At 38.3% G+C, this 24,057-nt stretch carries 25 protein-coding genes, 1 riboswitch and 1 other annotated feature; of the genes, 11 read left to right on the forward strand and 14 right to left on the reverse strand.

Going from position 1 to position 24,057, the window contains the following annotated elements:
* The first annotated feature begins 188 nt into the window (after window positions 1–188).
* The gene (locus DLD54_RS00815; protein ID WP_109917908.1) at window positions 189–1,511 is read left to right on the forward strand and encodes a replication-associated recombination protein A; all 1,323 of its coding nucleotides are present in this window, start codon (window positions 189–191) and stop codon (window positions 1,509–1,511) included.
* Between the two features lie 148 nt (window positions 1,512–1,659).
* Here the strand turns inward: DLD54_RS00815 and DLD54_RS00820 are convergent, their stop codons facing one another.
* Window positions 1,660–1,971 (reverse strand): hypothetical protein, encoded by a 312-nt coding sequence (locus DLD54_RS00820; RefSeq protein WP_109917909.1) that lies wholly within the window; start codon window positions 1,969–1,971, stop codon window positions 1,660–1,662.
* 349 nt (window positions 1,972–2,320) lie between these two features.
* Here DLD54_RS00820 and DLD54_RS00825 point away from each other — a divergent pair, with 349 nt between their 5' ends.
* Window positions 2,321–2,692 carry a hypothetical protein gene (locus DLD54_RS00825; RefSeq protein WP_162542252.1) on the forward strand — a complete coding sequence of 124 codons (372 nt, stop codon included), beginning with the start codon at window positions 2,321–2,323 and terminating at the stop codon, window positions 2,690–2,692.
* 201 nt (window positions 2,693–2,893) lie between these two features.
* Complete coding sequence (locus DLD54_RS00830; RefSeq protein WP_158593306.1) at window positions 2,894–3,811, forward strand: alpha/beta fold hydrolase; 918 nt, start codon at window positions 2,894–2,896, stop codon at window positions 3,809–3,811.
* 65 nt (window positions 3,812–3,876) lie between these two features.
* Here DLD54_RS00830 and DLD54_RS00835 read toward each other — a convergent pair whose 3' ends face one another.
* The 3 genes from DLD54_RS00835 to DLD54_RS00845 form a co-directional block, all read right to left on the reverse strand.
* The gene (locus DLD54_RS00835; RefSeq protein ID WP_038520816.1) at window positions 3,877–4,626 is read right to left on the reverse strand and encodes an amino acid ABC transporter ATP-binding protein; all 750 of its coding nucleotides are present in this window, start codon (window positions 4,624–4,626) and stop codon (window positions 3,877–3,879) included.
* Window positions 4,626–6,251, reverse strand: a complete 1,626-nt coding sequence (locus DLD54_RS00840; protein WP_109917912.1) for an ABC transporter substrate-binding protein/permease — start codon at window positions 6,249–6,251, stop codon at window positions 4,626–4,628. The genes DLD54_RS00835 and DLD54_RS00840 overlap by 1 nt, the downstream gene beginning before the upstream one ends.
* Window positions 6,252–6,359: 108 nt before the next feature.
* Window positions 6,360–6,536: riboswitch (Lysine riboswitch) on the reverse strand.
* Window positions 6,537–6,664: 128 nt separating this feature from the next.
* Window positions 6,665–7,297, reverse strand: a complete 633-nt coding sequence (locus tag DLD54_RS00845; RefSeq protein WP_109917913.1) for a DNA-3-methyladenine glycosylase — start codon at window positions 7,295–7,297, stop codon at window positions 6,665–6,667.
* Between the two features lie 44 nt (window positions 7,298–7,341).
* Here DLD54_RS00845 and DLD54_RS00850 point away from each other — a divergent pair, with 44 nt between their 5' ends.
* A complete protein-coding gene (locus DLD54_RS00850) occupies window positions 7,342–7,701 on the forward strand; it encodes a DUF488 domain-containing protein (protein WP_109917914.1) in 360 nt (119 codons plus the stop codon).
* A 106-nt stretch (window positions 7,702–7,807) separates the two neighbouring features.
* Here the strand turns inward: DLD54_RS00850 and DLD54_RS00855 are convergent, their stop codons facing one another.
* The 6 genes from DLD54_RS00855 to DLD54_RS00880 all read right to left on the reverse strand — a co-directional run bounded on the left by DLD54_RS00855 (window position 7,808) and on the right by DLD54_RS00880 (window position 14,570).
* Window positions 7,808–8,512: an NAD-dependent protein deacylase gene (locus DLD54_RS00855; protein ID WP_109917915.1), complete on the reverse strand. Its 705-nt coding sequence runs from the start codon at window positions 8,510–8,512 to the stop codon at window positions 7,808–7,810.
* Window positions 8,513–8,632: 120 nt separating this feature from the next.
* Window positions 8,633–9,646, reverse strand: coding sequence for an aspartate--ammonia ligase (asnA, locus tag DLD54_RS00860; protein ID WP_109917916.1), 1,014 nt, complete (start codon window positions 9,644–9,646; stop codon window positions 8,633–8,635).
* Window positions 9,647–9,704: 58 nt separating this feature from the next.
* Window positions 9,705–9,946 (reverse strand) — a binding site (T-box leader).
* Between the two features lie 87 nt (window positions 9,947–10,033).
* On the reverse strand, window positions 10,034–10,681 hold the full coding sequence (locus tag DLD54_RS00865; RefSeq protein WP_109917917.1) for an HAD family hydrolase: 648 nt from the start codon (window positions 10,679–10,681) through the stop codon (window positions 10,034–10,036).
* Window positions 10,682–10,687: 6 nt separating this feature from the next.
* Window positions 10,688–11,836, reverse strand: coding sequence for a mannitol dehydrogenase family protein (locus DLD54_RS00870; RefSeq protein ID WP_109917918.1), 1,149 nt, complete (start codon window positions 11,834–11,836; stop codon window positions 10,688–10,690).
* A gap of 28 nt (window positions 11,837–11,864) precedes the next feature.
* Complete coding sequence (locus tag DLD54_RS00875) at window positions 11,865–13,757, reverse strand: PTS mannitol transporter subunit IICBA (protein WP_109917919.1); 1,893 nt, start codon at window positions 13,755–13,757, stop codon at window positions 11,865–11,867.
* 9 nt (window positions 13,758–13,766) lie between these two features.
* Entirely contained in the window at window positions 13,767–14,570 is an 804-nt protein-coding gene (locus DLD54_RS00880; RefSeq protein ID WP_109917920.1) for a sorbitol-6-phosphate dehydrogenase subunit, read from the reverse strand.
* A gap of 248 nt (window positions 14,571–14,818) precedes the next feature.
* Here DLD54_RS00880 and DLD54_RS00885 point away from each other — a divergent pair, with 248 nt between their 5' ends.
* A complete protein-coding gene (locus tag DLD54_RS00885) occupies window positions 14,819–15,580 on the forward strand; it encodes a DeoR/GlpR family DNA-binding transcription regulator (RefSeq protein WP_046326601.1) in 762 nt (253 codons plus the stop codon).
* Between the two features lie 196 nt (window positions 15,581–15,776).
* The gene (locus DLD54_RS00890; protein WP_038520846.1) at window positions 15,777–16,253 is read left to right on the forward strand and encodes a hypothetical protein; all 477 of its coding nucleotides are present in this window, start codon (window positions 15,777–15,779) and stop codon (window positions 16,251–16,253) included.
* Between the two features lie 36 nt (window positions 16,254–16,289).
* On the opposite strand, the gene DLD54_RS00895 is transcribed toward DLD54_RS00890, so the two are convergent.
* The gene (locus DLD54_RS00895) at window positions 16,290–16,589 is read right to left on the reverse strand and encodes a nucleoside triphosphate pyrophosphohydrolase (RefSeq protein WP_038520849.1); all 300 of its coding nucleotides are present in this window, start codon (window positions 16,587–16,589) and stop codon (window positions 16,290–16,292) included.
* Between the two features lie 132 nt (window positions 16,590–16,721).
* Here DLD54_RS00895 and DLD54_RS00900 point away from each other — a divergent pair, with 132 nt between their 5' ends.
* Window positions 16,722–16,868, forward strand: a complete 147-nt coding sequence (locus DLD54_RS00900; protein ID WP_233559183.1) for a nitroreductase family protein — start codon at window positions 16,722–16,724, stop codon at window positions 16,866–16,868.
* Between the two features lie 122 nt (window positions 16,869–16,990).
* Here the strand turns inward: DLD54_RS00900 and cls are convergent, their stop codons facing one another.
* Together cls and DLD54_RS00910 are read right to left on the reverse strand one after the other, a co-directional pair.
* Window positions 16,991–18,454 (reverse strand): cardiolipin synthase, encoded by a 1,464-nt coding sequence (cls, locus tag DLD54_RS00905; protein WP_370448307.1) that lies wholly within the window; start codon window positions 18,452–18,454, stop codon window positions 16,991–16,993.
* 17 nt (window positions 18,455–18,471) lie between these two features.
* Window positions 18,472–19,404 (reverse strand): alpha/beta hydrolase, encoded by a 933-nt coding sequence (locus tag DLD54_RS00910; RefSeq protein WP_038520858.1) that lies wholly within the window; start codon window positions 19,402–19,404, stop codon window positions 18,472–18,474.
* 69 nt (window positions 19,405–19,473) lie between these two features.
* Here DLD54_RS00910 and DLD54_RS00915 point away from each other — a divergent pair, with 69 nt between their 5' ends.
* Window positions 19,474–20,271 carry a ribonuclease H family protein gene (locus tag DLD54_RS00915; RefSeq protein WP_109917922.1) on the forward strand — a complete coding sequence of 266 codons (798 nt, stop codon included), beginning with the start codon at window positions 19,474–19,476 and terminating at the stop codon, window positions 20,269–20,271.
* Between the two features lie 4 nt (window positions 20,272–20,275).
* Here the strand turns inward: DLD54_RS00915 and DLD54_RS00920 are convergent, their stop codons facing one another.
* The gene (locus tag DLD54_RS00920) at window positions 20,276–21,241 is read right to left on the reverse strand and encodes a DUF1002 domain-containing protein (RefSeq protein WP_109917923.1); all 966 of its coding nucleotides are present in this window, start codon (window positions 21,239–21,241) and stop codon (window positions 20,276–20,278) included.
* A 139-nt stretch (window positions 21,242–21,380) separates the two neighbouring features.
* Here DLD54_RS00920 and DLD54_RS00925 point away from each other — a divergent pair, with 139 nt between their 5' ends.
* The 3 genes from DLD54_RS00925 (at window position 21,381) to DLD54_RS00935 (ending at window position 24,006) form a co-directional block, all read left to right on the forward strand.
* Complete coding sequence (locus DLD54_RS00925; RefSeq protein ID WP_109917924.1) at window positions 21,381–22,226, forward strand: glycosyltransferase family A protein; 846 nt, start codon at window positions 21,381–21,383, stop codon at window positions 22,224–22,226.
* Window positions 22,223–22,879: an alpha/beta fold hydrolase gene (locus DLD54_RS00930; RefSeq protein ID WP_038520869.1), complete on the forward strand. Its 657-nt coding sequence runs from the start codon at window positions 22,223–22,225 to the stop codon at window positions 22,877–22,879. The genes DLD54_RS00925 and DLD54_RS00930 overlap by 4 nt, the downstream gene beginning before the upstream one ends.
* Window positions 22,880–23,025: 146 nt before the next feature.
* Window positions 23,026–24,006, forward strand: a complete 981-nt coding sequence (locus tag DLD54_RS00935) for a ribose-phosphate diphosphokinase (RefSeq protein WP_046326611.1) — start codon at window positions 23,026–23,028, stop codon at window positions 24,004–24,006.
* Window positions 24,007–24,057: the final 51 nt, after the last annotated feature.

The following is a 24,057-nucleotide window of genomic DNA, read 5'->3' on the forward strand; positions in this document are numbered from 1 at the left end:
TGCAGGTAATAATAAGTTGGTTTTTGCTCAGAAACACCAGAATAATATCCAATTTCTTTACTTATATCATTGTAATGCAAACTAGTTAATAAATTTAGAGCAAACAGACGTTCATTTTTTTGCTAGCGGACAAATACTTGTATAATTAGGTTAGTAAGTATCTAGAAGTAAATAAAGAAGATGTAATGATGAAGCAAGAATCATTATTTGCAAACAGTGGGCAAAATGAACCATTGGCTAACCGCGTGCGTCCCCAAAATCTAGCTCAGTTTGTAGGACAAGAACAGCTGCTGGGACCGGGAAAAATTTTGCGAGAAATCATTGATAATGACCAGGTTTCCTCAATGATTTTTTGGGGACCACCGGGAGTCGGTAAAACGACTTTGGCTGAAATAATTGCCCGGCAGAGTCAAGCGAGCTTTTTTAATTTTAGTGCGGTTGACAGCAGCATTACTAAAATCCGCAAAATTATGAAGCAGGCAGAAGCTGAACACGAAGTGGGGCAAAAAACGCTGGTATTTGTAGATGAAATCCATCGTTTTAATAAAGCACAACAAGATTCTTTTTTACCCTACGTTGAACGTGGCAGTATCATTTTAATTGGTGCTACGACCGAAAATCCTTCCTTTGAGGTTAACTCGGCGCTGCTTTCACGCTGTAAGGTTTTTGTCTTAAAACCGCTTGAAGTCAAAGATATTATCAAGTTATTGCAAAACGCTTTGCACAACCCTAACGGTTTTGGCAAGTTAACCGTCAAAATCAGTGAGCAGGAGATTAAAGCCATTGCCAAATTTGCCAACGGTGACGCCAGAACAGCTTTAAATACGCTGGAGATGGCAGTTTTAAACGGTCATAAAACTGGCAATACGATCGCCGTGACTATGGAAAGTCTGGGACAATTAATCACCCAAAAGTCAGTCCTGTATGATAAAGACGGAGAAGAACACTACAATATCATCTCCGCTTTGCATAAATCAATGCGTAACAGCGATGTGGACGCGGCAATTTATTGGCTGTCGCGGATGCTTGAAGGGGGAGAAGATCCGCTTTATATTGCACGCAGACTAGTGCGCTTTGCCAGTGAAGATATTGGCTTGGCAGATACTAATGCGCTGAATGTGGCGGTCAACGTCTTTCAGGCTTGTCAATTTATAGGGATGCCGGAATGTGATGTGCACTTGACGGAAGCAGTGATTTATTTGTCGCTTGCTCCGAAATCAAACGCAGTTTATAAGGCTAGGCTGGCTGCTGAAGAAGATGTTAAGAAGACTATTGATGAACCAGTGCCTTTGCAAATTCGCAATGCCCCGACTAAGTTAATGAAAGATTTGGGCTATGGTAAAGGTTACCAACTCGCGCATTATGCTAAAGACAAGTTAACGACAATGAAAACTATGCCACCGAGTTTAGAGGGACACGAATATTATTTGCCAACATCGCAGGGTCATGAAGACCGCTTTAAAAAGAGATTGGAGCAGATTAAAGAATGGCACATAGAACACGATGATTAGCGCGCAGCTTTTAAAGTCTAGCCTCATTGGTTTTAATTACCGGGACACTGCTATTTGAGCATCAACTAAAAAGCGGGCAAACCACAATTTAAGTGGTTTGCCTGTTTTTGTGCTCTTTCTTTTCTGTGGCAATATTTATTTAAATTCATTATTTGACGAAAACCATGTTGCCTGAAGCCCACATAATGTAAAAAAACAGAATAACACTAATTATTAGAGCTAATAGCCAACCCAAAACCAAACTTATAATAAAGGTAATATGTTTGTGTTGAAAAAATGTTGTAAATACATCTGACAAAGCTGATAGTAGGAGACCCAAAGCGCCAACGCTTAAACCAAGAGATTTGAAAAACGGTAGGATTAAAACCAACAAGAATTCGCCTAATGCAATAAGCCATACAACTTTATATAGATGATCTGATAACAGTTGTTCTTTCATCTTAGTCTGTTTTTTGGTCATTATTAATAGCTCCAATCATGATATTGCCAAGATTTATTATGCACAAAGCAATATTAAACTTTTCACAGATACAAGAAACAGTTATAATTTAATTTAAACTTTTAGTTATATCAGTGATAATAATTACTTATAGGTTAGTACATAAATATTAAATTGTAAAATTTTTAATTAGAGATAAATTAAGCTGATTTTTGACCAATCTGAAACAGATGTAATAGCTGATATTTCTAACGGAACAACTGCAGTGACTAATAGAACCTTTGATTAATACCACATTTCATTTATAATTATAAATAATAAAATAATTAAAATAATTCGAAAAAGAAAGGCTGTGGGAAATAAGATGAAAATGAAATTAGCAAGAGTTGCTTTACTGTGGTTGTGTATAATTGAAATGGAGGCTTTTTTCTCCAATAAGCCGAATTATAACTTAATATGGTCAATTAGTGCATTCATCATAACAATAATTGCTACAGCTTGCTTTGAAGTAAAAGAAGAAACATTTACTAAGCAAGTCGAAAATGATTTATTTTATTTTATGGCATTACAAGGTGCACCTATTAGTTTTGAAACTTTATATTTATTGAATATGACAGATGAGCAAGAAGATCACCCATTATTAATACTCTTAATTATTGTCTTAAATCTAATCTGTGTGCTTTTATTTGACTATTTAATTAATCGGGCTAAATTTTACCAAGCTGAAGGTAAAAATGAGTAAAATTTAACAAGATTTGAGTACCAGGCAACTATACTGCTTGGTACTTTTTTCTAGCGTAAAGTTCGTCAGACTTTTTGATAAAAATTGCGTTAGTCTTGTAAACATAATTTGCAATTTACAAAGCAGAGACATTAATAATATACTTAAATAAAGTAGCAGTGTATGCATAATAACAAGCGATTATATGAATATAGGCAAAAAATGAGTAGTACATCAGTAATAGAAAACGTAGAAATTAACGGCGCTAAACTTTATTTTTCAATTAGTTCAAAGCAAGGCCGGAAACCAATCATTTTATATTTGCATGGTGGACCGGGCGATGCCTGCATCCCCTTGACCAAAAAATTTAATAGCGAACTAGAAGATCATTTTATCTTTGTCAATCTGGAACAAAGGGGCAGCGGACTATCGTATTACAAATTTTCACCTGAAGAAAACTTGTCCATCAATATCATCTTGGCAGATATTCATCAGTTTGTGCTTTATTTATTAAAACGGTTAAAACAAGATAAATTGATTATTATGGGTCATTCTTGGGGTACGGTTTTAGGGCTCAATTTTATTCAAAAGTATCCAGACCTGGTTACGCAATATATCGGAATAGGTCAAGTCGTTAATATGAAAAAGAATATTGCTTTACAAAAAGCTTTTCTACGAACAAAAATGAAAAATACTGCCAAACTTGACCAACTTGATTTTGTCCATGAACCAACTAAAGCCAGCCTCAAATTAACTAAAATGATTGTGGCTTATGGTGGCTCAATCTACGGCGCTAAAAACTACCGCAAATTAATTGGTCCTTTTATATCTGCTAAAGATTATTCTTTTAAGGACCTAATTCATCGCTTGCAGGGCTCGAAACAATCAATTCAATATTTCTGGGAAGAACTGATGGACGTTAATTTTGAAAATATCCTGCATTTTGCCGTTCCCATCACTTTCTGTGAGGGCAGGCATGACCACCATGTGTCCTCACCATTGACTGCAGAATATGCTGCTAAAATTACTAGTCCGTGCAATATAATTTGGTTTGACCATTCCGGTCATTTCCCGCAGTGGGAGGAGCCAACTAAATTTAATCAGGAAATTATTGGACTTTTAGAGCCACAAGCAAACTAAAAAACTGGCAAATCACGTTATTCATCACGTAGATTTACCAGTTTTTTATATTCAATTAGACCTTATTAATTATTCTGAAAATTACTCAAAAACTTGACGGTTTTTTCATTTTGCGGGTGATTGAATAATTGATCTGGCGTGCCTTGTTCAGTGATTACGCCATCGCTGATGAAAAACATTTGATCGGAAATCTCCTTCGCAAACGCCATTTCGTGGGTTACGATAATCATCGTTAAACCAGTAGTAGCCAGATTCTTCATGACGCTTAAAACTTCACCGACCATTTCTGGATCTAAAGCACTAGTAGGCTCATCAAATAGCAGAATTTCAGGATCCATGCAGATTGCTCGGGCAATCGCAACCCGTTGTTGTTGTCCACCTGAAAGTTGGCTGGGACGAGCATTAACGTATTGCTCCATACCTACTTTTTTCAGATTAGCAAGTGCAATTTTACGCGCCTCGTCTTTTGACCGTTTTAATACTAACTCTTGACCTACCATACAATTAGCTAAAACGTTCTTATTTTCAAACAAGTCAAATTGTTGGAAAACCATGCCGACTTTAGCACGATAAATATTACGATTGTAGTTTGGTGCCAAAACATTTTCACCATGAAAATCAACTTCACCGGCAGTAGGTTCTTCAAGCAGGTTGATACAGCGCAAAGTAGTTGATTTACCGCCACCTGAAGGACCGATAATGGTGGCAATTTCACCTTTGTTAATGTCAAAAGAGATATCTTTTAACACTTGGTGTTCACCAAATGTTTTCTTGATGTGCTTTAAACTTAAAATAGTTTCGTTTGTTTCAGTCATTAGTTCTTAGCCTCCATGTCTTTTGGTGTGCCCACTTGAACTTGGTTTGCCATTAAGTTGTAATTCTTACTTCCTTGGAGGTGTTTTTCAATTAAGTTGAATATTCTGGTAATGGTAAAGGTCAAGATGAGGTAGATAGCAGAAATTGTCAGGTAAGTCGGGAAGAACTTAAATGTCTGACTTGCAATAGTTGAACCAACGAAGAACAACTCTGATACGGAGATGATGCTCAAAACTGAGGTATCTTTGATATTAACGATAAATTCATTAGTAATTGAAGGAAGACAATTCTTGATTGCTTGTGGCAAAATAATATGCCACATTCTCTGGTTGTGGGTCATTCCTAGCGCACTGGCTGCCTCAAACTGACCTTCAGGTGTAGAAATAATTCCGCCGCGGATGATTTCGGCTAAATACGCTCCAGTGTTGATCGAAACAATGATTAGTGCGGCGACCGTTCTGTCAATATTCAGGTGCCAGAATTGGGCAATACCATAGTAAATCACAGCTGCTTGCACCATCATTGGCGTACCCCGGAAAATCTCAATATAAACCGAAAGCAGCCAGTTGACAAACTTGAGCAGCCATCTTTTACCACTGGTAGTTGGTGTAGGAATAGTTCTGACAATACCCACTGCCAGACCGATAAAGAAACCTGCAATGGTACCAACTGAAGCTAAAAGTAAGGTCATACCGATACCGTTTAAAATCATGCCGCCATATTGGCGCCACATTGATACTAACCATGGTTCTGACTTAGCCTTTTTACCTTTTTTATCACTATCAGTTTTAGGCTGCTGCTTAACAGCTTCAGTCATTAACCTAACCCTTTTTGCTTGAGGAATAGTAGCTAAAATTTGGTTGACACTCTTTAGTAGAGCCTTGTTAGGCTTGGCAATTCCGATTGAGGTAACAGATTCTTCCTTAGTAGCGTGAAAACCAGCCATTTTGCTGACAGGAATTGACTTAATGTCAGGATCAACCATCTTAAAGGAAGTTGATTCAGTGTCTTCGGCCACATAGCCGTCAATGGTGCCAGAGATTAAACTTTGCCGCATTGCCGCAAAATCGCGCATAGCTGGTTGTCTCTTAGCACCTTTTAACTGCTTGATTAAATCATAGTGGAAAGTACCTTGTTGCGCTGTTAATTTTGCACCCTTAAAGTCAGTCAGCTTTTTAGCGTTGGCGTATCTGCTGTTAAGTTTGGTAATTACCACAAAAGTACTGTTTCTATATGGCTGAGAGAAATTAATGGCTTTTTCACGTTCAGCTGTTGGGCTCATGCCGGCAATAATTAAATCGGCTTTACCACTGGTTAAAGCAGGAAGTAAACCGTCCCATTCAGTCTTAACAACTTCGACTTTTCTGTGTAATTTTTGCCCAATGACTTTAGCAATCTTGACATCATAACCATTGGCGTATTCTTTTGAGCCCTCAATTGGCACAGCACCGTTGGCATTATTAGTCTGTGTCCAATTGTACGGCTGATAATTAGCTTCCATGGCGACTTTGAGCGTACCGTCGTCCTTTTTGGCACTAACTTCATTCAGGCTAAAATCAGCCCCAATGCCTAAACAAGTGAATAAGGCAACCAAGGTAGCCAACCACTTAAATCTTGACTTCATTTTGAAAACCTCCACAAAATATGTTTCAAATAAAGCCAACACAATAAAAGCGTAAATAAAAAACTCGCTGTTACGCAAAACAACGAGGTTATAATCTATTATTAGAACAAATCATATAGCGCTCCCCGGGGACTAACCGGGACAGTCTGCAAAATATTCTCTTGCAGCCCAACAAGAAGATTGAAACGAACAACATTCTTGTTTCGGCGGTAATTCTTACGCTAACCTTCAAAGTGTTCGCTCACTCAGATTAGTTTCGTAACAACCGCGACCTCTATTGCATTGGAAATTATTTAACTTAGAAAAATAATAGGCTATTAAGAGTGACTTGTCAATAATTTTATTTAAAAAATATTTTATAATTATCTCATTTATTTTCTTTTACTATTTTAAAAGACTTCTGCAAGCTGCTCTTATCGCCAGCCGTTATCTGTCTGATAAGCGCTCTTTTTCATTCTAGAAACATAGGGATTACCGGCAACATAATAACGTAATTTTTTGTTAGCCCATTCTAATTCGGATTGACTAACACCAATTCTGGCACTGGTTTTAATTTCCTTAGCCCACTTTTTATGATTATCATCTAAATCAATTTTAAATGGGGAGTCAGACAAGAAGTGTAAATTCCATTTTTTATCGTGAATGCCAAAAGCCTGCATCATTTTAGCAGGACCATTAGTTAAAAGCACACCATTTTTGCCCCCGCGGTTTTTAATCATCTGCTCTATACCCCAGACTGGTTCGATAGCCCTGATTAAAATTCCTTGCGGCTCATTATATTCTTGCGTTGCGACATCGAAAAAGAAGTACTGTCTTTGAGCGTAAATATAAATGGTTCCGCCTTTGCGATAAAGACCTTCATTAGCTGGGCTACGATGGCCGCCGTAAGAATGTGCTGCCCTGTCTTTGACCCCTAAATATGCTTCAGCCTCCACAATATAGCCACCCATTATATTCTGACCATCATTATATGTTAATGGTCTGCCGATTAAGTCTTTAGTAATAGCAGCAGTTGGTTTATTAGTAAAATAAGTTGAATAATTCATTTTTTCTTCCGTGTAGTAAACTTAAACTAAAAGGAGATATTATCATGACAAAAATAAAAGTAGTGCGCATTTACGAACATGAGCAGCCTGCTGGCTATCGCATTTTAGTTGATCGTCTGTGGCCACGAGGCAAAAGCAAAAAAGATGCTAATTTGGATGAGTGGGTCAAAGAAATTGGTCCCAGCACCGAATTGCGTAAGTGGTTCAATCACGATGATACTAAATATCCTGAATTTAGGCAAAAGTACATTGCTGAATTAGAGCATAATCCAGCGACCACAGCTTTTGTCGCCCAAGTGAAAGACGAGCTTGCCGAACAAGATGTCCTTTTTCTTTATGGTGCTAAAAACAAAGAACACAACCAGGCAGTTGTGCTCAAAGAATATGTTGAACAAAGATTATAGTTTTTGACTTTTCTTTTAGTACGCAAAAAGTGAAAAGCAATAGTTAAAATTAGGATGCTGAAAACGAGCAATTCAAATAGCTTAAAGGCTTTTTTAAAAACTTAAATTAAAGCTGTTTAAAAACATCCATGGCGTCCGCAATAATAGCAGAAATTCCTTCTGCCGGAATAGCTGTTTTATTAATTGCCCAAACTTTGGCACCGGCTTGTCTATATGATAATAATTGGGCAAATGGATACACAACAAAACTGGTGCCTGAAATAATTACGAGGTCAGAATTTTGCATTGCGTTGACAGATTTGGCTAAACTGTCGCCGTTAATTGCTTCACCGTATAAAACAATTCCTGGTCTGATAATACCGCCGCAATTTTCATGACGGTAGGACTTAGCATATTCAGCGTAGTCAACGACTTTGTGACATTTAGTGCAGTAGATATTATAGAGACAGCCGTGAAATTCAGTCACGTGTTTATTACCCGCTTTGGTATCTAAGCCGTCAACATTTTGGGTGATTAAATCGCCTTTTTTGTTGCAGATAGCAGCAATTTTTTCGTGGATTTCGTTTGGCTTGGCGTCAGGGAAGTACATATTATCCATTACGAACTTGTAGAAAAAGTCAGGGCGCTGATAAAGAGTTTCTTCGCTCAATATTGTTTCTGGACTTTCAGAGACGCCGTCATAAATGCCGTTTTTAGAGCGGTAATCGGGAATACCTGAATGGGTCGATACTCCCGCACCGGTCAAAAAAGTAACGTGGCGCGCCTGATCAATATCATTTTTTAACTCAGTTATCTTGTTAGAATCAATCATAATTTTGCCTTTCTTAAAACTAGTTCTGCTACTGCTAGTTTACTACAAGATTTTGTCTAACATATAGGGTTATTGCAATAAAACCATGCCATCAGTTATTGACAGCATGGTTTTTGTTTATTAAAGAATTTGGATACCGTGCTCTTGGCACTTGGTAATCATGTCATGCGGCCAAACGCTGGCTTGAACTTCTCCAATGTGAGCTTTGCCCAGCAAAAGCATACATAACCGTGATTGTCCAATACCGCCACCAATGGTATAAGGCAATTCCCCGTCAAGCAGCATCCGGTGAAATTCCAGCTTTTCGCGTTCAAGGCAATCAGCCTTTTTTAATTGTGCGTGCAAACTTTCAGGACTAACGCGAATACCCATTGAAGAAATTTCGATTTTTTGCTTTAAAGGTTCATACCAGAAAATCAGATCGCCGTTTAGTTGCCAGTCATCATAATCTGGTGCTCGACCATCATGAGGTTTACCACTTCTTTTCAGTTTATCACCAACTTTCATAATAAAGACCGCCTTTTCTTCCGCGGCAATCTTGTTTTCTCTTTCTTCAGGACTGATGTCTGGCCAGCGGTCTTCTAATTCCTGTGTAGTGATAAAGTAAAGTTTTTCTGGTAAACGATAAGTAGAGGCAGGGTAGCGGAAAGCACAGCCAGCTTCAATCTCTTTAATTGCAGCAAAAATTTTAGTAACCGTACTTTTAAGGGTTTCTTCCGTTCTTTCCTCCTTGGCAATAATTTTTTCCCAATCCCATTGATCAACATAAATTGAGTGGAAATTGTCTAAGTCTTCATCGCGGCGAATTGCGTTCATGTTGGTATAAAGACCTTCGTGCATGTTAAAGCCGTATTTTTTCAGTGCCATTCTTTTCCATTTAGCAAGGGAATGGACGATTTCAACTGTATCATCTGCCGGTAAGTCCTTCGCATCAAAAGCAACGGGACGTTCAACGCCATTTAAGTTATCGTTTAAACCAGTATGTTTTTCAACGAACAGCGGGGCAGACATCCGTTGTAAGTTTAATTTTTTAGCCAAAATCTTTTGAAATTCTTCACGAATGAAAACAATCGCAGCTTCAGTGTCACGAATGGTAAGAGTAGGGTGATAACCTGCAGGTAAAATTAAAGTCATTGTCTTGACCTCCTATGATTTTAAGGAAAAGAAAAAGCCTCCATCCCGTTTTTAATAAAACAAGGACGAAAGGCTTTTTCCGCGGTACCACCTTAATTGCCCTAAATAAGGGCCAACTCATGAAGCACTAACATGCTCCACCAGCGTGGTAACGTACTGGAGACGACACAACCTACTTTCACGTAAATTTCAGCGTGCTGCTAAAAGTGTTTTTCAATAATTCAGGGTCTAACAGTTTTCCACTATCACTGTTTCACTTAAAGAAATAAATTATTTACTCGTCTTTTTCACTGCATTTAATTTAATAGTAATTTAACAATAATTTCAATGAAAATTCAAGTAATATTTTATTTATTTTGTGAATATTTGGTAAAGAAATGCTATTCGTTAAATTTTATCTGCCAGTACATGCTTAACGTCAGAAAGCGAATCAACTAAATAATCTGCTGCAGCTTGAGAAAAGGGAAAGCGTTCCTCTTTTAGGGCAATAGTGAACATTCCGGCATTTTTACCAGCCGCAATGCCATAATCCGAATCTTCAATCACAACGCATTGTTTGTTTTCTAAGCCTAGTTTGGCTGCTACAGTATTATAAATTTCAGGGTTGGGTTTTGATTGCTTGAACATATTGCCACTGATCACCGGGTCAAAAAATTGTGTTAGCTGACACTGCGTCAGTACAGTCTTGATTTTTTCTGGAGCTCCAGAAGACGCCAAGGCAAGTTTTAGCCCTTGTTTTTGCAGCCACTTTAATAACGGAATCGCATCAGGATTTAATAATTTCCGGTAGTTAATTGGGCGGTCTTTAAAGTATTGTTGAAATTTTTGATAATATGCACGGTAATTAGGTTCACCAGAATAGTATTTTGAAATAATGTCAAAGTACATTTTCTTATTTCCGCCAACCATTTTGATGAGTTCCTGCTCGGGAACGGCAACACCTAAATAGTCCAAGTATTCTTTTTGGCGTTTTAACTGTAATGGTTCACTATCAATTAACACGCCATCCATATCAAAAATAACAGCTTTGAACATATATTCTTACCTCTGCTTCTTAATCTTGTCGTATTCCGCAGCAATTTGCTGCACCACAGTATTAGTGGTTGGTCGTTCAATGTACTTGGAAATGGTCTTGGTGATACCCATTTCTTTGATGTCTGCTTGAATTTTCATCGCTTGAGAATCACGAGGCTCGTCATAGGCAAATGCGGCTGCTAATGCTTTTACATGGGCGGTATATGGCAGATGATATTTTTCACACAGATTGATTACGCCCATTAAGCGGTCATTTTTACCAACTTTACGGATAGGATCAAAGCCTACACGATAAATTGAATCTGACATTTCGTCTTTAGCAGCCGGTAAATATTCCAGTTCCCGAATTTGATCACGTGTTACCGGATATTCATACAGCACTGCTTCTATTGTTTCGTCATGGACACCCTGAACCAGCTGGTGGACTTTCTCGTCTGTTTCAGCTTTTGCAATATCATCATATCCTTGCAGGTAGCCTTCATAGGCAGTAGTAGCATGGGGACCATTAATGGTGAAAACTTTGATATCTTTTAACATTTCTACATTGTCACGCACATCAAGCCACTTAACATCGCTAAAATCTGAGTATACGGGACCTTGGATAATAAGGGAAGCTACAGCTGTTGTTACTAACTTGGTCGCATAATTTGAATCCGCGTCGGTTGAACGACGAACGATTGAGTCTCTTATTACCACGTTTTGATCAAACCAGTTTCTCACTTCGTCATCAGCCAAGTGACTGCGGAAGTCTTGGGTTATTTGGTTAATCAAATGGTTTTTATTAGTCAGGCAAATTAGAGTCTTTTTTGCAGTGGGATCAACTTTAAATTGTTGGTTAAAGTAAACGGCTAATTCATTTGCCGCTGCAGGAAAATCACTGGGATAGAGGGGCAGCATCAATAAATCTGCCTTTAAAAAAGCCTTTAACACATGCTCGTAATCGTCTACCAGGTAGGCGTCATAATTTTTAATAGTATTCGTGAAGACGCGTTTGGTAGTGTGAACACTTACTTCATAGGTATGGGTCCGGTTCAATTCCTGAATAACGCGGGGATCATTATCTAAGAAAGTAATTTTCCACCCGGCATTATAAAATGTTTCTCCCATAAAGCCTTTACCCAAACGACCTGCACCAACAATTATTACATTTTTCATGTTTAAAATAACCCTCCGATAAAATTTTTTATTCAAATACTGCTAAAATTTCCTCAGGACTTTTGGCAGTCCTGATTTTTTCTACATTTGCTTCATCCATTAAAGTCTGAGAAATCACTTTCAGAATATTGAGATGATCATCGCCTTCGCCGGCCAATCCCAAAAGGACATAAGCAATTTCATTTTTACCAAACTTGACTCCGTCAGGAACTTGAATGATTGATATTCCTGTTTTCTTAATTGCACCCCGTGTGTCTTCAAGACCATGGGGTACGGCAACGTGGTTACCGATATATACCGGCAAATCTTGATTTCTTTCAATCATTTGGTCGATATAATCTGGTGTAACGTAGCCGTTATCAACTAATATTTGTCCCGATGCTCTAATGGCATCATCAACACTGGCAAACTTTTGATTGAGACGGATATTGTTAACGTTTAAGATTTGAGGATCAAGTTCTGGCTTTTTGGCCTGCTCCTCAGCGGGAGCTTCTGCTGTACCGCTGCTGTTTTGCTTTTTAACAAAATCAATTACTTCTTTATAATTAGTATCTTTTAGAAAGTTATTGATTGGAATAAAAGTGGTATCCGGGTTATTACTGCTTGCTTTAGCCCGGTCAATTAGAGAATCAAGTGTAACTACCAGATCTGCATCTTGATCAATTTTGTTGGCAGAAGAATTTTTAACCTGAATGCCCGTTAAATTCTCCTTTTGCAATAATAACTTTAAGACAGAAGCACCCATTGCACTGGAACCCATTCCGGAATCGCAGGCAACAATAATTTTCTTAATTTTGCCTTTTGCAGGCTTAACAACAAAATCATCTGTAGTTTTAACTTCATGATCGTCAACCGTGAAGGATAAAGTGGGGTCAACATCTTCTTTTGGTGGGAAGACCTTTAGTAAAAACGTACCAATTGCTGCAGCTACAAGGAAACCCGCAACGATTGAAACTAAATTAGCGAAAATAGCATCACGTGGAGTCATAATTGCAATATTGATTAAACTGCCGGGTGATGCTACACCGATTAGACCGCCACCAAAAATAACTTGCAGATAAAGGGAAACTGCCAAACCACCCATTGTGGCAAAAATCATGATTGGGTTTCCCAGCACAAATGGAAAGTAGACTTCACCAATTCCAGCGATACCAGCAATAAACATTGCCATAGGTGCAGTATTTTTTGCTTTACCCTTGCCAAAGATCGAGATTGAGAGCAGAGTGCCAAGAAGTGGCCCGCAGTTACTATCGACTAAGAACATAATTGATTTTCCGGCTTTAGCTGCTTGTGCAAAACCGATAGGAGCTAAAATTCCGTGATTAACAACATTATTTAAAAATAAAACTTGTGCGGGAGCCATAAAGACGGACAATAACGGAATTACCTTATTCTTAGTGGCCCAGTTAACACCTGCTGTAATCATTGCAATTAATCCCCTAATTGCGGGGCCAACTGTGATAAACGCTAAAATACAATAAAATGCCCCGATAATACCTAAACTGAAATTATTTACCAGCATTTCAAAACCGGGTCTGATTTTGTTTTCGACGGCATGGTCAAACTTTTTCAATGTCCAAGCTGCTAGTGGAGCAATAACCATTGCGCCACTAATCATTGTGATATTTGAACCCACAATAACGCCCATGCTGGCAAAAAGCCCGATGACGCCGCCTCTTTGTCCGTGAATGTTATATCCTGCCGTATAGGCTATTAATAAAGGAAAAACGTAGTCCAAGATTGGTGCGATCAGCTGATTTAATTCCTTGTTAGGCATCCAGCCATGCGGAATGAAAAGAGCAGCCATCAGCCCCCAACCAACGAAAGCGCCAAGGTTGGGCATGACCATTGCGCTCATAATGCCGCCAAAACGTCTGATTTTGGTTAAAACGGTTGAACTATTGCTATTTTGGTTCATCATCTCCACCTCCTATCTAGTGGATTTAGCTCCTGTAATGTTAATGGTGGTGCCAGAAATATAGGAAGCATGGTCGGAAGATAAATATGTAATTAAATCAGCAATCTCACTGATTTTTCCAGGACGACCCAAAGGAATAATCGCTTTGTAGTCTGAACTAATATTATTAGGATCCTGTCCTCTGGTGTAAGCCAATGCTTTGAAGGCTGCGTCATTATTCATTGGCGTACGCTCATTAACACCGGGTGCCACAGCAACTACTCTGATGTTAAATTGACCTAGTTCTTTGGCCCAGGCTTTGGTGTAAACTGCGACTGCTGCCTTGTTTCCTGAATAACAGCTCTGACCTTTAGATCCCTCTAAACCTGCTTCAGAAGACATGTTAATGATCACGCCCGATTTTTGCTTAATCATTACTCGTGCAACAGCTTGGGCACAGAAAACAACGCCTTTTTGATTGATATTGGTCATGAAGTCAAAGTCATCTTCACTAAGTTCATATTCGGGATGCGTGCCGTAATAATCGACTAACATACGTGGTCTGCTTACTCCCGCGTTATTAACTAAGACATCAATGTGACCGTATTGGTCGACAATTTGTTTGACAACCGCTGCAACTTCTTTTTGATGTGAGACATCACAAGTCATTGTTGTAACGTTTGCCTGATTTTTATGTGCGTCATTTGCCGCAACGTCTAGTGAAATTACTTGGGCCCCATTTGCGGCCAATTCATTAACCATTGCTTCGCCAAGCCCCATACTGCCTCCAGTAACGATTGCCACTTTACCTTCTAAACTAACCCATTGTTGAGTCATAATCTGTATCTCCTTTTCTATATATTGCGGTCAAAATAGATACCGCTTTCATTAACCACCTGTATTCTATATGCGATTTATGCAAAAATCAATATATTTTTGCATGTTTGTTCAAATAAATTGCATAAATATGCAAAAACGTGCTAAAAGAAGCTCATTTTTGCTGCTAAAATTGAAATAAGTTAGTAAAAAGAAAATATGTTAAAATTAGTGAAGATAACACGTTAAACGTAAACTAGGGATGCCTAATGTTAAAAAAAGAGCGCCAAAACCTGATTATTCAGGCAATTAATTTTCACAAACACGTTACTACAGCTGAATTGGTGGCTAAGTTTAACTGCTCAGAAGATACTATCCGCCGTGATCTACGGGAGCTGGACCAAAAGGGGCTAATTAAAAGAATTTATAATGGGGCCATCCGCATAGGACCTCCTGTAACTACTTTTGAACAGCGCTTAACGATTAAAACCGAGATTAAAAAGCAGTTGGCCCAAAAAGCCTTGTCTTTTTTGCGTGAAGACACGGTTATATTAATTGATGGCAGTACAACTAATTATTATTTAGCACAAGCTATACCCGAAAATTTTGCTGCTACGTTTATTACTAATTCGCCTTATGTAGCAATTCAGCTATCAAATAAAAGAAATGTTAATATCATTACTTTGGGCGGTATTTTTGCCAAAAGAGCAGCTGTCAGTTTGGGAGTAGAAGCACTTGATGCCTTGAGAACGTTTAGAATTGATACCTATGTCATCGGCATTCATAATTTGGATCCTGATAACGGCGTATCATTTCATAGTCAACAAGAAGCGCAGGTCAAAAAGAAAATGATTGATGTTGCTGATAACGTTATTGCCTTGGCTACTAGTGATAAATTGGGCTTGTACAGCAATTTTATTTGTTGTGCCGCAGACAAAATTGATCAATTAATTACCGATTCTCAAGATGAAGAACTTTTAGCTCAATTTGCTAAAAAGCATATTGAAGTTGATCAAATAAAAAAAGCTTAGAGCCGCTTATTTAGCGGGCTTTAAGCTTTTAATGTATTAAAATTGTTTTTTTACGCAAACTGGAATCTCTTTTAAGAGCTAGCTATTAAATAATTTGCTGAATTAATTTTAAAAAAATATGTAGTTACATTTACTTTATCCAACCAAAACGCCCCAGTCTGTTATAATGAGAATGAACAAATGTGAGGAGAATTCTATGGTAATTTTTTATCTTATTTTAGATGCCCTGCTTTTAGGCTATACTTGCTATAGTTGGTACTGGCAGGCAAACATTGATTTAAAAGGGCATTATCGCTCCTCTTCAATTATTTGGGCAATAATTTTTATTTGGATTGGCTTTACTTGGCAATTGATTGAAAAAAGTGATCCGGGACTGAGTTTCTTTTTAGCTATCTTTTTAATGATTGGAATTATAGACGGCTTTACGGGGTTCGCTCCCAAAAGGGCTGTTGTGTCGGGCTATTTTCGCCGCACCATTTCATACGCGGATGTGGTAATGGTGACTCTAATCAAAGTACCTAATCCTAATAAAAAACAGGTAATTTGTATCTTGACCACCCAGAAGAATAAACAATATTATTTACGCTTTTCTTATGGTGTAGCTCAAATTATTGAAGCATTAAAAAATCATATTCATCATGATATCCGCATTGAAGTACAGGATATCTTTTAAGATCACGCGGTTAGCGTGGTCTTTTTTGATGGCAAATTATTCTTCCCAGTTCATTTCCAAAAATTTACTGAAGCCGCCTTTAAGGGCGCGTTTCTTATTAACTTGCTTTAAAAAGGTCTCTTGGTCAACATTTTTGAATTTAAGATAAGCCAAGATCACCTCATAAACATCACCCAGTTCTTCAACAAGGTTTTCTTCGGTTTTAGCAGCAAGAACCTCATTAGTTTCTTCAATTAACTTTTGCTTTAAAGCCGGCTCAATTTCTGCAGGTGCAAGTTCACGATAAGTCGCATAATGTGCAAATTCTGGAATTTTGTCTCTGACTAATTTTTTCATCTTTTAAGCCTCTCATACAAACTAAATTTTAGTATTATTATACTGCTAAAAATGGTAAAAAATATTGTGAAATATGTAACAAAAAGTAATAAAGTAAAAGAAGCTTAATTTAGTTAAGAAAGTGCGACTTCTATGCGCAATAATGATTTTAATGATGTTGTTCAAAATCGTCATTCGGTTCGGAACTTTGATAAGACGGTCAAAATCCCGCGCTCAGAATTTAAAGAAATGTTTGCCGAAACGATCACAGCGTCATCTGGTCGCAATTGGCAAGAGTAATGAAACTGAAGCAACTTTAGCAAGGACAATTCGCTATCCGGTTGAAAGTGTTTATCACTTTACTGAAAAAATAAAAAATTTGTACTTTAAAAGCCTTCCCTGAATGGAAGGCTTTTTGCTTACTATAAAATTGGTGAGAGCATCCGTGAAAAGCTCTGCAAAATCTTAAGCCAGCGACCTTGTTTGGCAATATCTTCTGGGGTTAGTAGTGATGAAACTTTCATATCATCTTCAAATGATTTGGCAACCTCAAGCGTGAAATTTTTATCATAAAAAACGGCAACATCTTCAAAATTGAGATCGTATGAGCGGTAATCTTGGTTCATAGATCCGACCGTAGAGAAAGTATCGTCAACCACTATGGTTTTGGCATGGATAAATCCCTTGTTATAAATGTAAATTTTGATACCATAACGGGATAGTTCGTTAGCGTACCACTGCGTTGCCCGGTAAATGAAGGGGTGATCCGGTTTACAAGGAATCATAATTCTGAGATCTACTCCTGAGCGCGCAATGGTCTGTAAAGTCGCAAACATCGCATCGTCTGGAATTAGGTAGGGCGTTTGAATCCAAACCCTTTTTTTAGCTAGCGACATGAGCCGCATAATCCCATTGCGCATATTAGCATTATAACTGTCTGGCCCGTCTGAAACTATTTGGGTTGCCACGTCACCACGATGAATGTCGTTTTCATCCAAATTTGGGAACAAAATAGTGTTAAATGTGATTACTTGGTTCTCTTTTTGAATAGAGGCATTCCAATCCATGACAAAACGTTCTTGCAGTAATAATGACGCTGAACCAACAATTCTGACTTGACTATCACGCCAGTAGCCAAATTTCTTTTTTCTGCTTAAATACTGATCACCGATATTAAAGCCGCCAGTCCAAGAGGTTTTACCGTCTACTACTACAATTTTACGGTGCAAGTGGTAGTTAATCCGGTACCGTGTAATCATGTTGCGCGAAGTAATAAAGGGTAGCACAACGCCGCCTGCTTTTCTTAATTGGTCAAACCAGGCTTTGGTTGCTCCCATGGAACCCCAAGCATCATAGAGCAAGCGCACAGATACACCTTCTTGGGCTTTTTTAATTAGTAAATCAAGAAAGTCATTGCCAATTTCATCATTATAAAAAGTGTAAAACTCCACGTTCACCGATTGCTTGGCTTTTTTAATATCACGCATCATGTCGTGAAACATGATTTCACCATCGGTGTAGAGCTTAACGTGATTGTTTTTACTTAAAGGTGATTCACCATCATGGTCAAAAAAATGTACTACCATCTTGGCCTTATTAGAGCTGTCAGAGGTGCTGATCTTTTTGGGGGCCGCAGTAATGGACTTTTGAACGTTGCGCAGACCAATGTGGTGCTGTTTGTTAATCGCAAAAATATTTTCCTGCGAAATTCCCCGCCCGAAAAAACCGTAAATAATCATTCCTAAAACTGGAAAAACCAGCAGGATAATCAACCAAGCCCAAGTTGTTGAAACAGAGCGCCTTCTGTGAAAGACGATGTAAAAGGCTAAGATAGTATTAGTAATAATGATGATGCGTCCTATGTCACGGAGCAGAATCACACGTATTTCCTCCAAAAATTAAGTTACTTTTTAAGACCAATAAATTTATCAATAATATCAATCACAAACGGATTATCATGCATCCAGCTGTGTTCGGCGTATTTTTGCCCTCGTATTTCAACTTCATGGTATGACTTAGCATATGGAGCCAAAATATAACGGATGCTTTTAGCAGAAGTTACGGAGATAAACTTGTCGCTGTTTGTGTTATCTAAAACATTGCCGTAAATATTTAACACAGAAATGTTGGGATTGAACCGTTTGCGTCTTAGTAAGAGGTAAAGATAATGCAAATTCACTACAGCTGGACGACCTTTTTGGTTAAAGGCGTTCACATTGGGAATATCTCCTAAATAAACTACCCCATCAAACGGTCCGGCAATAAAAGCACATTTTACCAGATGGGGGAAATTCTTTTTACGATATTCACGCATTTCTGTCCGCACTATACAAGGGCAAGCCAGAGAGTGGGCAATTGCCGAATAGTGTGAAAAGTGGTACCTTTGAGCTAAAAAGGGTAGGGTAAAACGGAGATAATAGTCGATTGCATACACTCCGATCAATCTCTGCCGAAAAACCACTTGTACAATCGGATTGCGATCTCCGGTCCAAGTACCTTCCAACTTAAAGTTACCAAACAAATCTGCGGTAACTTTAAGATATTTCGAAGTCCCTTTATCGGCAAGTGCCTGTTTAACCATTACCCTTGTAGTGTAGTCACCGCCACGAAACCCGTGAAAGTAAATAATGGGTATCTGCTCAAAGTTGCCTTCTTTTGGTTCAACCGTGGCATTATCTTCTATTCTTTTTTTATGCAGGCGTAAGAAAACGCGAGTGGGTGCAAAAGTTGCTAAAATAGCAAGGAAAAGCATGCTAATCTTACTTGGTTCTTTTGCGAGGTCGCGCTTGTGGTTTTTCTCTACTTCTTCCTTGTATTTTTTAGTATTGAAGAACATAATACCACCTTAAAAATAGAACTACTTCTATTTTAGCATTGACAGAAGAATTTAGTGATAGGGGAACATATGAAATTTTATGCAGTCAAAAAGGGCCGCCAACCAGGCGTTTATCGCACCTGGGAGGAAGCCAAAAAACAAGTTAATGGTTTTTCTGGTGCTGAGTTTAAATCTTTTGCCAAAATAACCGACGCCACAGAATACTTAAACTGGGACAAAGAAACAGTTAATCAGGTATTTCAAAAAGGGGAAGACACTTTACAAGAAGCAATTGCCAAGATTCAAAGGGAAAGCCGAAAAATTAATAGTAGCAATGAAACTGCTGCAAGTTCCGAGCAGGTACCAAAATCTGCGGCAACAAGCAAAGCTGCGGGCAACTATTTTGCCACGATTTATACTGATGGCGGCACGCGCAATACCGGCAATTTCAAGGGTGGTCATGTGCGTCAAACAGACAAGGCGGCTTGGGCCTATTTAATTGAGTGGCATGAAAATGGTCAGCCTAAGTCAACTTATAATTCAAATGGTGAGTTTGGTGCCACCAATAATAAAATGGAACTGACAGCTCTAATTGAAGCCCTTAAAAAATTACTGGAATTGGGCTTCAACGACAAGCCGTTATTGTTTGTGCTTGATTCCCAGTACGTTTTAAATCCAATCACCAAAGGCTGGCTTAAAGGTTGGAAAAAGCGTGGCTGGACCAAGTCTACTCCAGGAGCAATTGCCAATCTTAGCTGCTGGCAAGAACTTGACCAACTATTAAGTAAATTTACTCAGAACAAATTTGAATGGACTAAAGGGCATGCTAATAATCGCGGCAATGAATTTGTTGACCAAACTTTAAATAAGTTTATGGATCAAATGTAATTAGTTAATATTGAATAGCCATTAAGCCACTGAAAAGGTGGCTGAAGAATGCAGTAATATTATGCCAAATCTGTTCAAGCCAGTTACGGTTTTCTGGTGTATTGATCTTATCAAAAATGCCTTTGGCATTCTTTTTAATGTTTTTTGAAAGTGCATCTGCCTGATCTTTAAATTTGTGATTTTTTAAGGCACCAGAGTCGCGTACTTCAATGAGAACGTTAATAATCTGTTGCTTCTGGTTATTATTAATCACGTCACCAAGATGGTTGATGTTGATTTGGTTGGTAACAATGTCATGAATTTGACTATCGGAAACGTTGTTGCCGATTTGTCCCATTTCCTGTTTGGCACCGGCAACGGCATTGTTTAATTGGGCGTCGCTATAGCCGTCTTTATCCTTATTTTCTTTAGTGATTTTGCTTAAAGTGTTCATTTCATCTTGAGCAGCATTAACTTGACTTTGGTTTAAGTTTTCGCCGGTTTTACTGTAAGCAGCGTAAACACCGGCTAAAGCACCAGAGCCATCAATCGGCACAGCGCTGGTAACGTAGATATTGGCATCAGAGATGCCGGCGGTTAAAGCCGCATTTTGATATTGGTCGGCAGTGATGGTGGTAATGTTGTTGTGCCCGTTATAATCGAGAATGTGGACGTTAATGCCATTACCTGCAGCTGTTTTTTCGATCATAGCACTGGACCATACGCCCGATTGGGTCGTGAAATTAGCACCAGAAGGGTTGAGATACTTCACCAGATCGGCACCTGTGATAGTTATAGTTTGATAGCTGCTGCCGTTTAGTGGATTGCTAAGCGTTTTTAAAGTACCGCTTTTTTGAGTTTCAGTCAGGGATGTTCCCAAACAAATAACAGGTAAGTCGTCTGCTTTAACAGTCTGTTCAAAGGCACCGCAGACAATTGTACTTAAAAATAACATGGTAACAATAGTTAAAAAAGTTTTTGCTTTTTTCATATAATAATTAACTCCTTTTGAATGAACCTAATTATACTAAATACTCAAAACAAAAGTTTAAATTATGGTTATGTACCACCTAGTTTACGTTATTTTTAAGATTTAAGATGGTATAATAACAAAAGTAAAGGAGGAAACTATGATTCAGCAACCTGAATTAACAGTTATCATGCCAATTTACAATGTTGAAAAATATTTAACTCGGGCTCTTGACCATTTAGCTAAACAAGATGATCCGAATTTCAAGTTGTTAATTGTCAATGACGGTTCAACGGATAATACCAGAAAAATAGCTGAAAGCTATCGTGAACGCTTCCGTTACTTTAAAATAATTAATAAACATAATGGCGGCTTGTCTGATGCCCGCAATGTGGGCATTGCCAATGTAGATACGCCTTATTTTACATTTCATGATGGTGACGACTGGGTTGATTCCGGTTATACTGCCTTTTTTGTCCGTGCGTTTCACGATCATCCTGATGCAGCGCTGGTTTCCTGTGGCTTTTGGCTTGATTATGAAAATAAACAAGGTTCAGTTCCTGTAACTAAAAAACAAGTACGGGGAATGAAAGGCAAAGCGCGAACATACCAGTTAATCAGCAATCCTTTTGGCTCTTTATGTGATAATCATTGCCTAGCTACCCCAGTAAAGGGTTATACTTGGAACAAGGGCTATAAGTTATCGGTTGTACGGCAAAATCATTTACATTTCATGAAAGACTTAGCTTTTATGGAGGATCAGATTTTTAACGTACAATACTTGGCATTGACCGAGGGCTTTTACTGCGATAGCACTCCTATCTACCATTACTGGCAGCGTAAAGACAGTATGGTTCATCACTTCAACTTAAAAATGATACCCGATAATTTTAAGGCAAATTATATTGTTGCTAAAATTATTGTCCGTAGTCTATGGCAAGAGCATAGAAAAGAAAATGGTTCTGAACAAAAGTTAATAGAGGCTAGTGAAAGAGACCAGAGATGAGAGTAAAAGTTAATGGTAATGAGCTTTATTATAGTAAATTAGGTAAAGGTGCCCCGCTTTTGTTACTGCATGGGCACCATTTAGATGGTGGCATGTTTGACCAGATTGTTGCCCCGCTATCTCTTTATTACACTGTTTATGTGCTGGACATGAGAGGGCACGGATTGAGCCAGGGAGAAGCAGCAGAACACTATCAAACAGAAGTTGAAGACCTGTCTGCTTTTATTAATCAGGTAAATATTAGAGGGTGCTATTGCTTTGGCTTTGATGCCGGTGGCTTAGTGGCAATGATGCTTGCCAGTCAAGATCAGACTGTGTTTCAAAAATTGATGGTAGCCGGTGTTTTTGTCAATGGCAACGGTATTAGGTCATATCATTATCTGACTGAAGGGTTTCTGCGTTTCTTGCGGATGAACCGCGATAGTAAGGTAGAACTGTCAGAAAGTTTTATGTCGGTCGATAGCTTGAAGGCAATCAAAATTCCAACCTATTGTGTTGTTGGAGAAAAAGACTGGGTTAAAGTTGAACACGTTAGATGGTACAGCCAAATTATCCCTCAGGGTCAGCTTTTGGTTATGCCTAGACAAAAGCACGACAGTTATGCCGTTAAGAGCTTTAAATTACTGAACTTAATGGAAGATTTTTTTAAATAGATTACTAAAATTTAAAAGAGAAACTTGAATAAAAAAGCCGAAAACTACTTTCGGCTTTTTTTCAATTTATTACTTTGCTAGGCACTAGGGACTTTTTTGGTTATAATAGACATGCAAAGATTGTATTTTAAATAAATGAGGTAGCTATGAACAAGGAAGAACTTCTTCAGTTAATGCACCCAATGAAGCTGATTGGGTTAGGCGGAAATCCCGCTTTAAATGAAAAAATTGCGCAAATTTTGAAAAAACCGTTAATCGAAACTGCCGTGCAGCATTTCAGTGACGGCGAAATTCAAGTTAATATTGGTGAAAGTGTCAGGGGATGCGACGTTTTCGTTATTCAATCAATTCAAGACCCTGTAAATGAAAACTTTATGGAACTGGAAATTGTTTTAGATGCTTTACACCGTGCTTCAGCTCACCGGATAAACGTAGTAGTACCATATTTAGCATACTCGCGCTCAGATACCAAAACACGTTCGCGGGAACCAATTACTGCTAAATTGGTAGCTAATTTATTGCAAATTACCGGTATGGATCACTTAATCGTACTGGATTTACATGCTTCACAAATTCAAGGCTTTTACAATGTTCCAGTTGACCACTTACATGCTATGCCGTTATTAGCGCAATACTTTATTGATAACGGTATTGCTACTAAGGAAGAAGACGATATTGTAGTTGTTTCACCAGATCATTCTGGTGCTAAGCTGGCTCGTAATTTTGGGCAATTCTTTGATGCTCCAATTGCAATTGTAGATCAGCGCAGGGCTCGTTACGATGCCGATGTGCACAGCATGATTGGTGATGTGAAGGACAAGAAATGTATTATTGTTGATGACTTGATTGACACCGGTTCACGTATTTCTTCTTCAACCAAATCAGTTCTAGCAGCGGGCGCTAAAAAAGTTTATGTTGCTGCAACGCATGCACTGCTCTCACAAAATGCACTGGAAGTTCTGAATGAATTACCAATTGAACAAATCGTAGTAACAGATACAATTAAACACAGCCATTATCCAGATAGAATGGTTCGTATCTCAGTAGATTTGCTTTTAGCGCGGGGAATTAATTATGTATATAATGACCGCTCAATGCATTCATTAAGTGAAAGTGACTTGAAATAATCACATGATAAATGGCTTACTTTTAGTATGTAATTAAAATAGTTAAAACTA

This window comes from Lactobacillus helsingborgensis (assembly GCF_003173695.1).
Lineage (GTDB): Bacteria > Bacillota > Bacilli > Lactobacillales > Lactobacillaceae > Lactobacillus > Lactobacillus helsingborgensis.

Bases quoted from the DNA above. Each gene is read 5' to 3' on its own strand.
- DLD54_RS00815 (WP_109917908.1), top strand. From the start codon at position 189: ATGAAGCAAGAATCATTATTTGCAAACAGTGGGCAAAATGAACCATTG.
- DLD54_RS00820 (WP_109917909.1), bottom strand. From the start codon at position 1,971: ATGACCAAAAAACAGACTAAGATGAAAGAACAACTGTTATCAGATCAT.
- DLD54_RS00825 (WP_162542252.1), top strand. From the start codon at position 2,321: ATGAAATTAGCAAGAGTTGCTTTACTGTGGTTGTGTATAATTGAAATG.
- DLD54_RS00830 (WP_158593306.1), top strand. From the start codon at position 2,894: ATGAGTAGTACATCAGTAATAGAAAACGTAGAAATTAACGGCGCTAAA.
- DLD54_RS00835 (WP_038520816.1), bottom strand. From the start codon at position 4,626: ATGACTGAAACAAACGAAACTATTTTAAGTTTAAAGCACATCAAGAAA.
- DLD54_RS00840 (WP_109917912.1), bottom strand. From the start codon at position 6,251: ATGAAGTCAAGATTTAAGTGGTTGGCTACCTTGGTTGCCTTATTCACT.
- DLD54_RS00845 (WP_109917913.1), bottom strand. From the start codon at position 7,297: ATGAATTATTCAACTTATTTTACTAATAAACCAACTGCTGCTATTACT.
- DLD54_RS00850 (WP_109917914.1), top strand. From the start codon at position 7,342: ATGACAAAAATAAAAGTAGTGCGCATTTACGAACATGAGCAGCCTGCT.
- DLD54_RS00855 (WP_109917915.1), bottom strand. From the start codon at position 8,512: ATGATTGATTCTAACAAGATAACTGAGTTAAAAAATGATATTGATCAG.
- asnA (WP_109917916.1), bottom strand. From the start codon at position 9,646: ATGACTTTAATTTTACCTGCAGGTTATCACCCTACTCTTACCATTCGT.
- DLD54_RS00865 (WP_109917917.1), bottom strand. From the start codon at position 10,681: ATGTTCAAAGCTGTTATTTTTGATATGGATGGCGTGTTAATTGATAGT.
- DLD54_RS00870 (WP_109917918.1), bottom strand. From the start codon at position 11,836: ATGAAAAATGTAATAATTGTTGGTGCAGGTCGTTTGGGTAAAGGCTTT.
- DLD54_RS00875 (WP_109917919.1), bottom strand. From the start codon at position 13,757: ATGATGAACCAAAATAGCAATAGTTCAACCGTTTTAACCAAAATCAGA.
- DLD54_RS00880 (WP_109917920.1), bottom strand. From the start codon at position 14,570: ATGACTCAACAATGGGTTAGTTTAGAAGGTAAAGTGGCAATCGTTACT.
- DLD54_RS00885 (WP_046326601.1), top strand. From the start codon at position 14,819: ATGTTAAAAAAAGAGCGCCAAAACCTGATTATTCAGGCAATTAATTTT.
- DLD54_RS00890 (WP_038520846.1), top strand. From the start codon at position 15,777: ATGGTAATTTTTTATCTTATTTTAGATGCCCTGCTTTTAGGCTATACT.
- DLD54_RS00895 (WP_038520849.1), bottom strand. From the start codon at position 16,589: ATGAAAAAATTAGTCAGAGACAAAATTCCAGAATTTGCACATTATGCG.
- DLD54_RS00900 (WP_233559183.1), top strand. From the start codon at position 16,722: ATGCGCAATAATGATTTTAATGATGTTGTTCAAAATCGTCATTCGGTT.
- DLD54_RS00910 (WP_038520858.1), bottom strand. From the start codon at position 19,404: ATGTTCTTCAATACTAAAAAATACAAGGAAGAAGTAGAGAAAAACCAC.
- DLD54_RS00915 (WP_109917922.1), top strand. From the start codon at position 19,474: ATGAAATTTTATGCAGTCAAAAAGGGCCGCCAACCAGGCGTTTATCGC.
- DLD54_RS00920 (WP_109917923.1), bottom strand. From the start codon at position 21,241: ATGAAAAAAGCAAAAACTTTTTTAACTATTGTTACCATGTTATTTTTA.
- DLD54_RS00925 (WP_109917924.1), top strand. From the start codon at position 21,381: ATGATTCAGCAACCTGAATTAACAGTTATCATGCCAATTTACAATGTT.
- DLD54_RS00930 (WP_038520869.1), top strand. From the start codon at position 22,223: ATGAGAGTAAAAGTTAATGGTAATGAGCTTTATTATAGTAAATTAGGT.
- DLD54_RS00935 (WP_046326611.1), top strand. From the start codon at position 23,026: ATGAACAAGGAAGAACTTCTTCAGTTAATGCACCCAATGAAGCTGATT.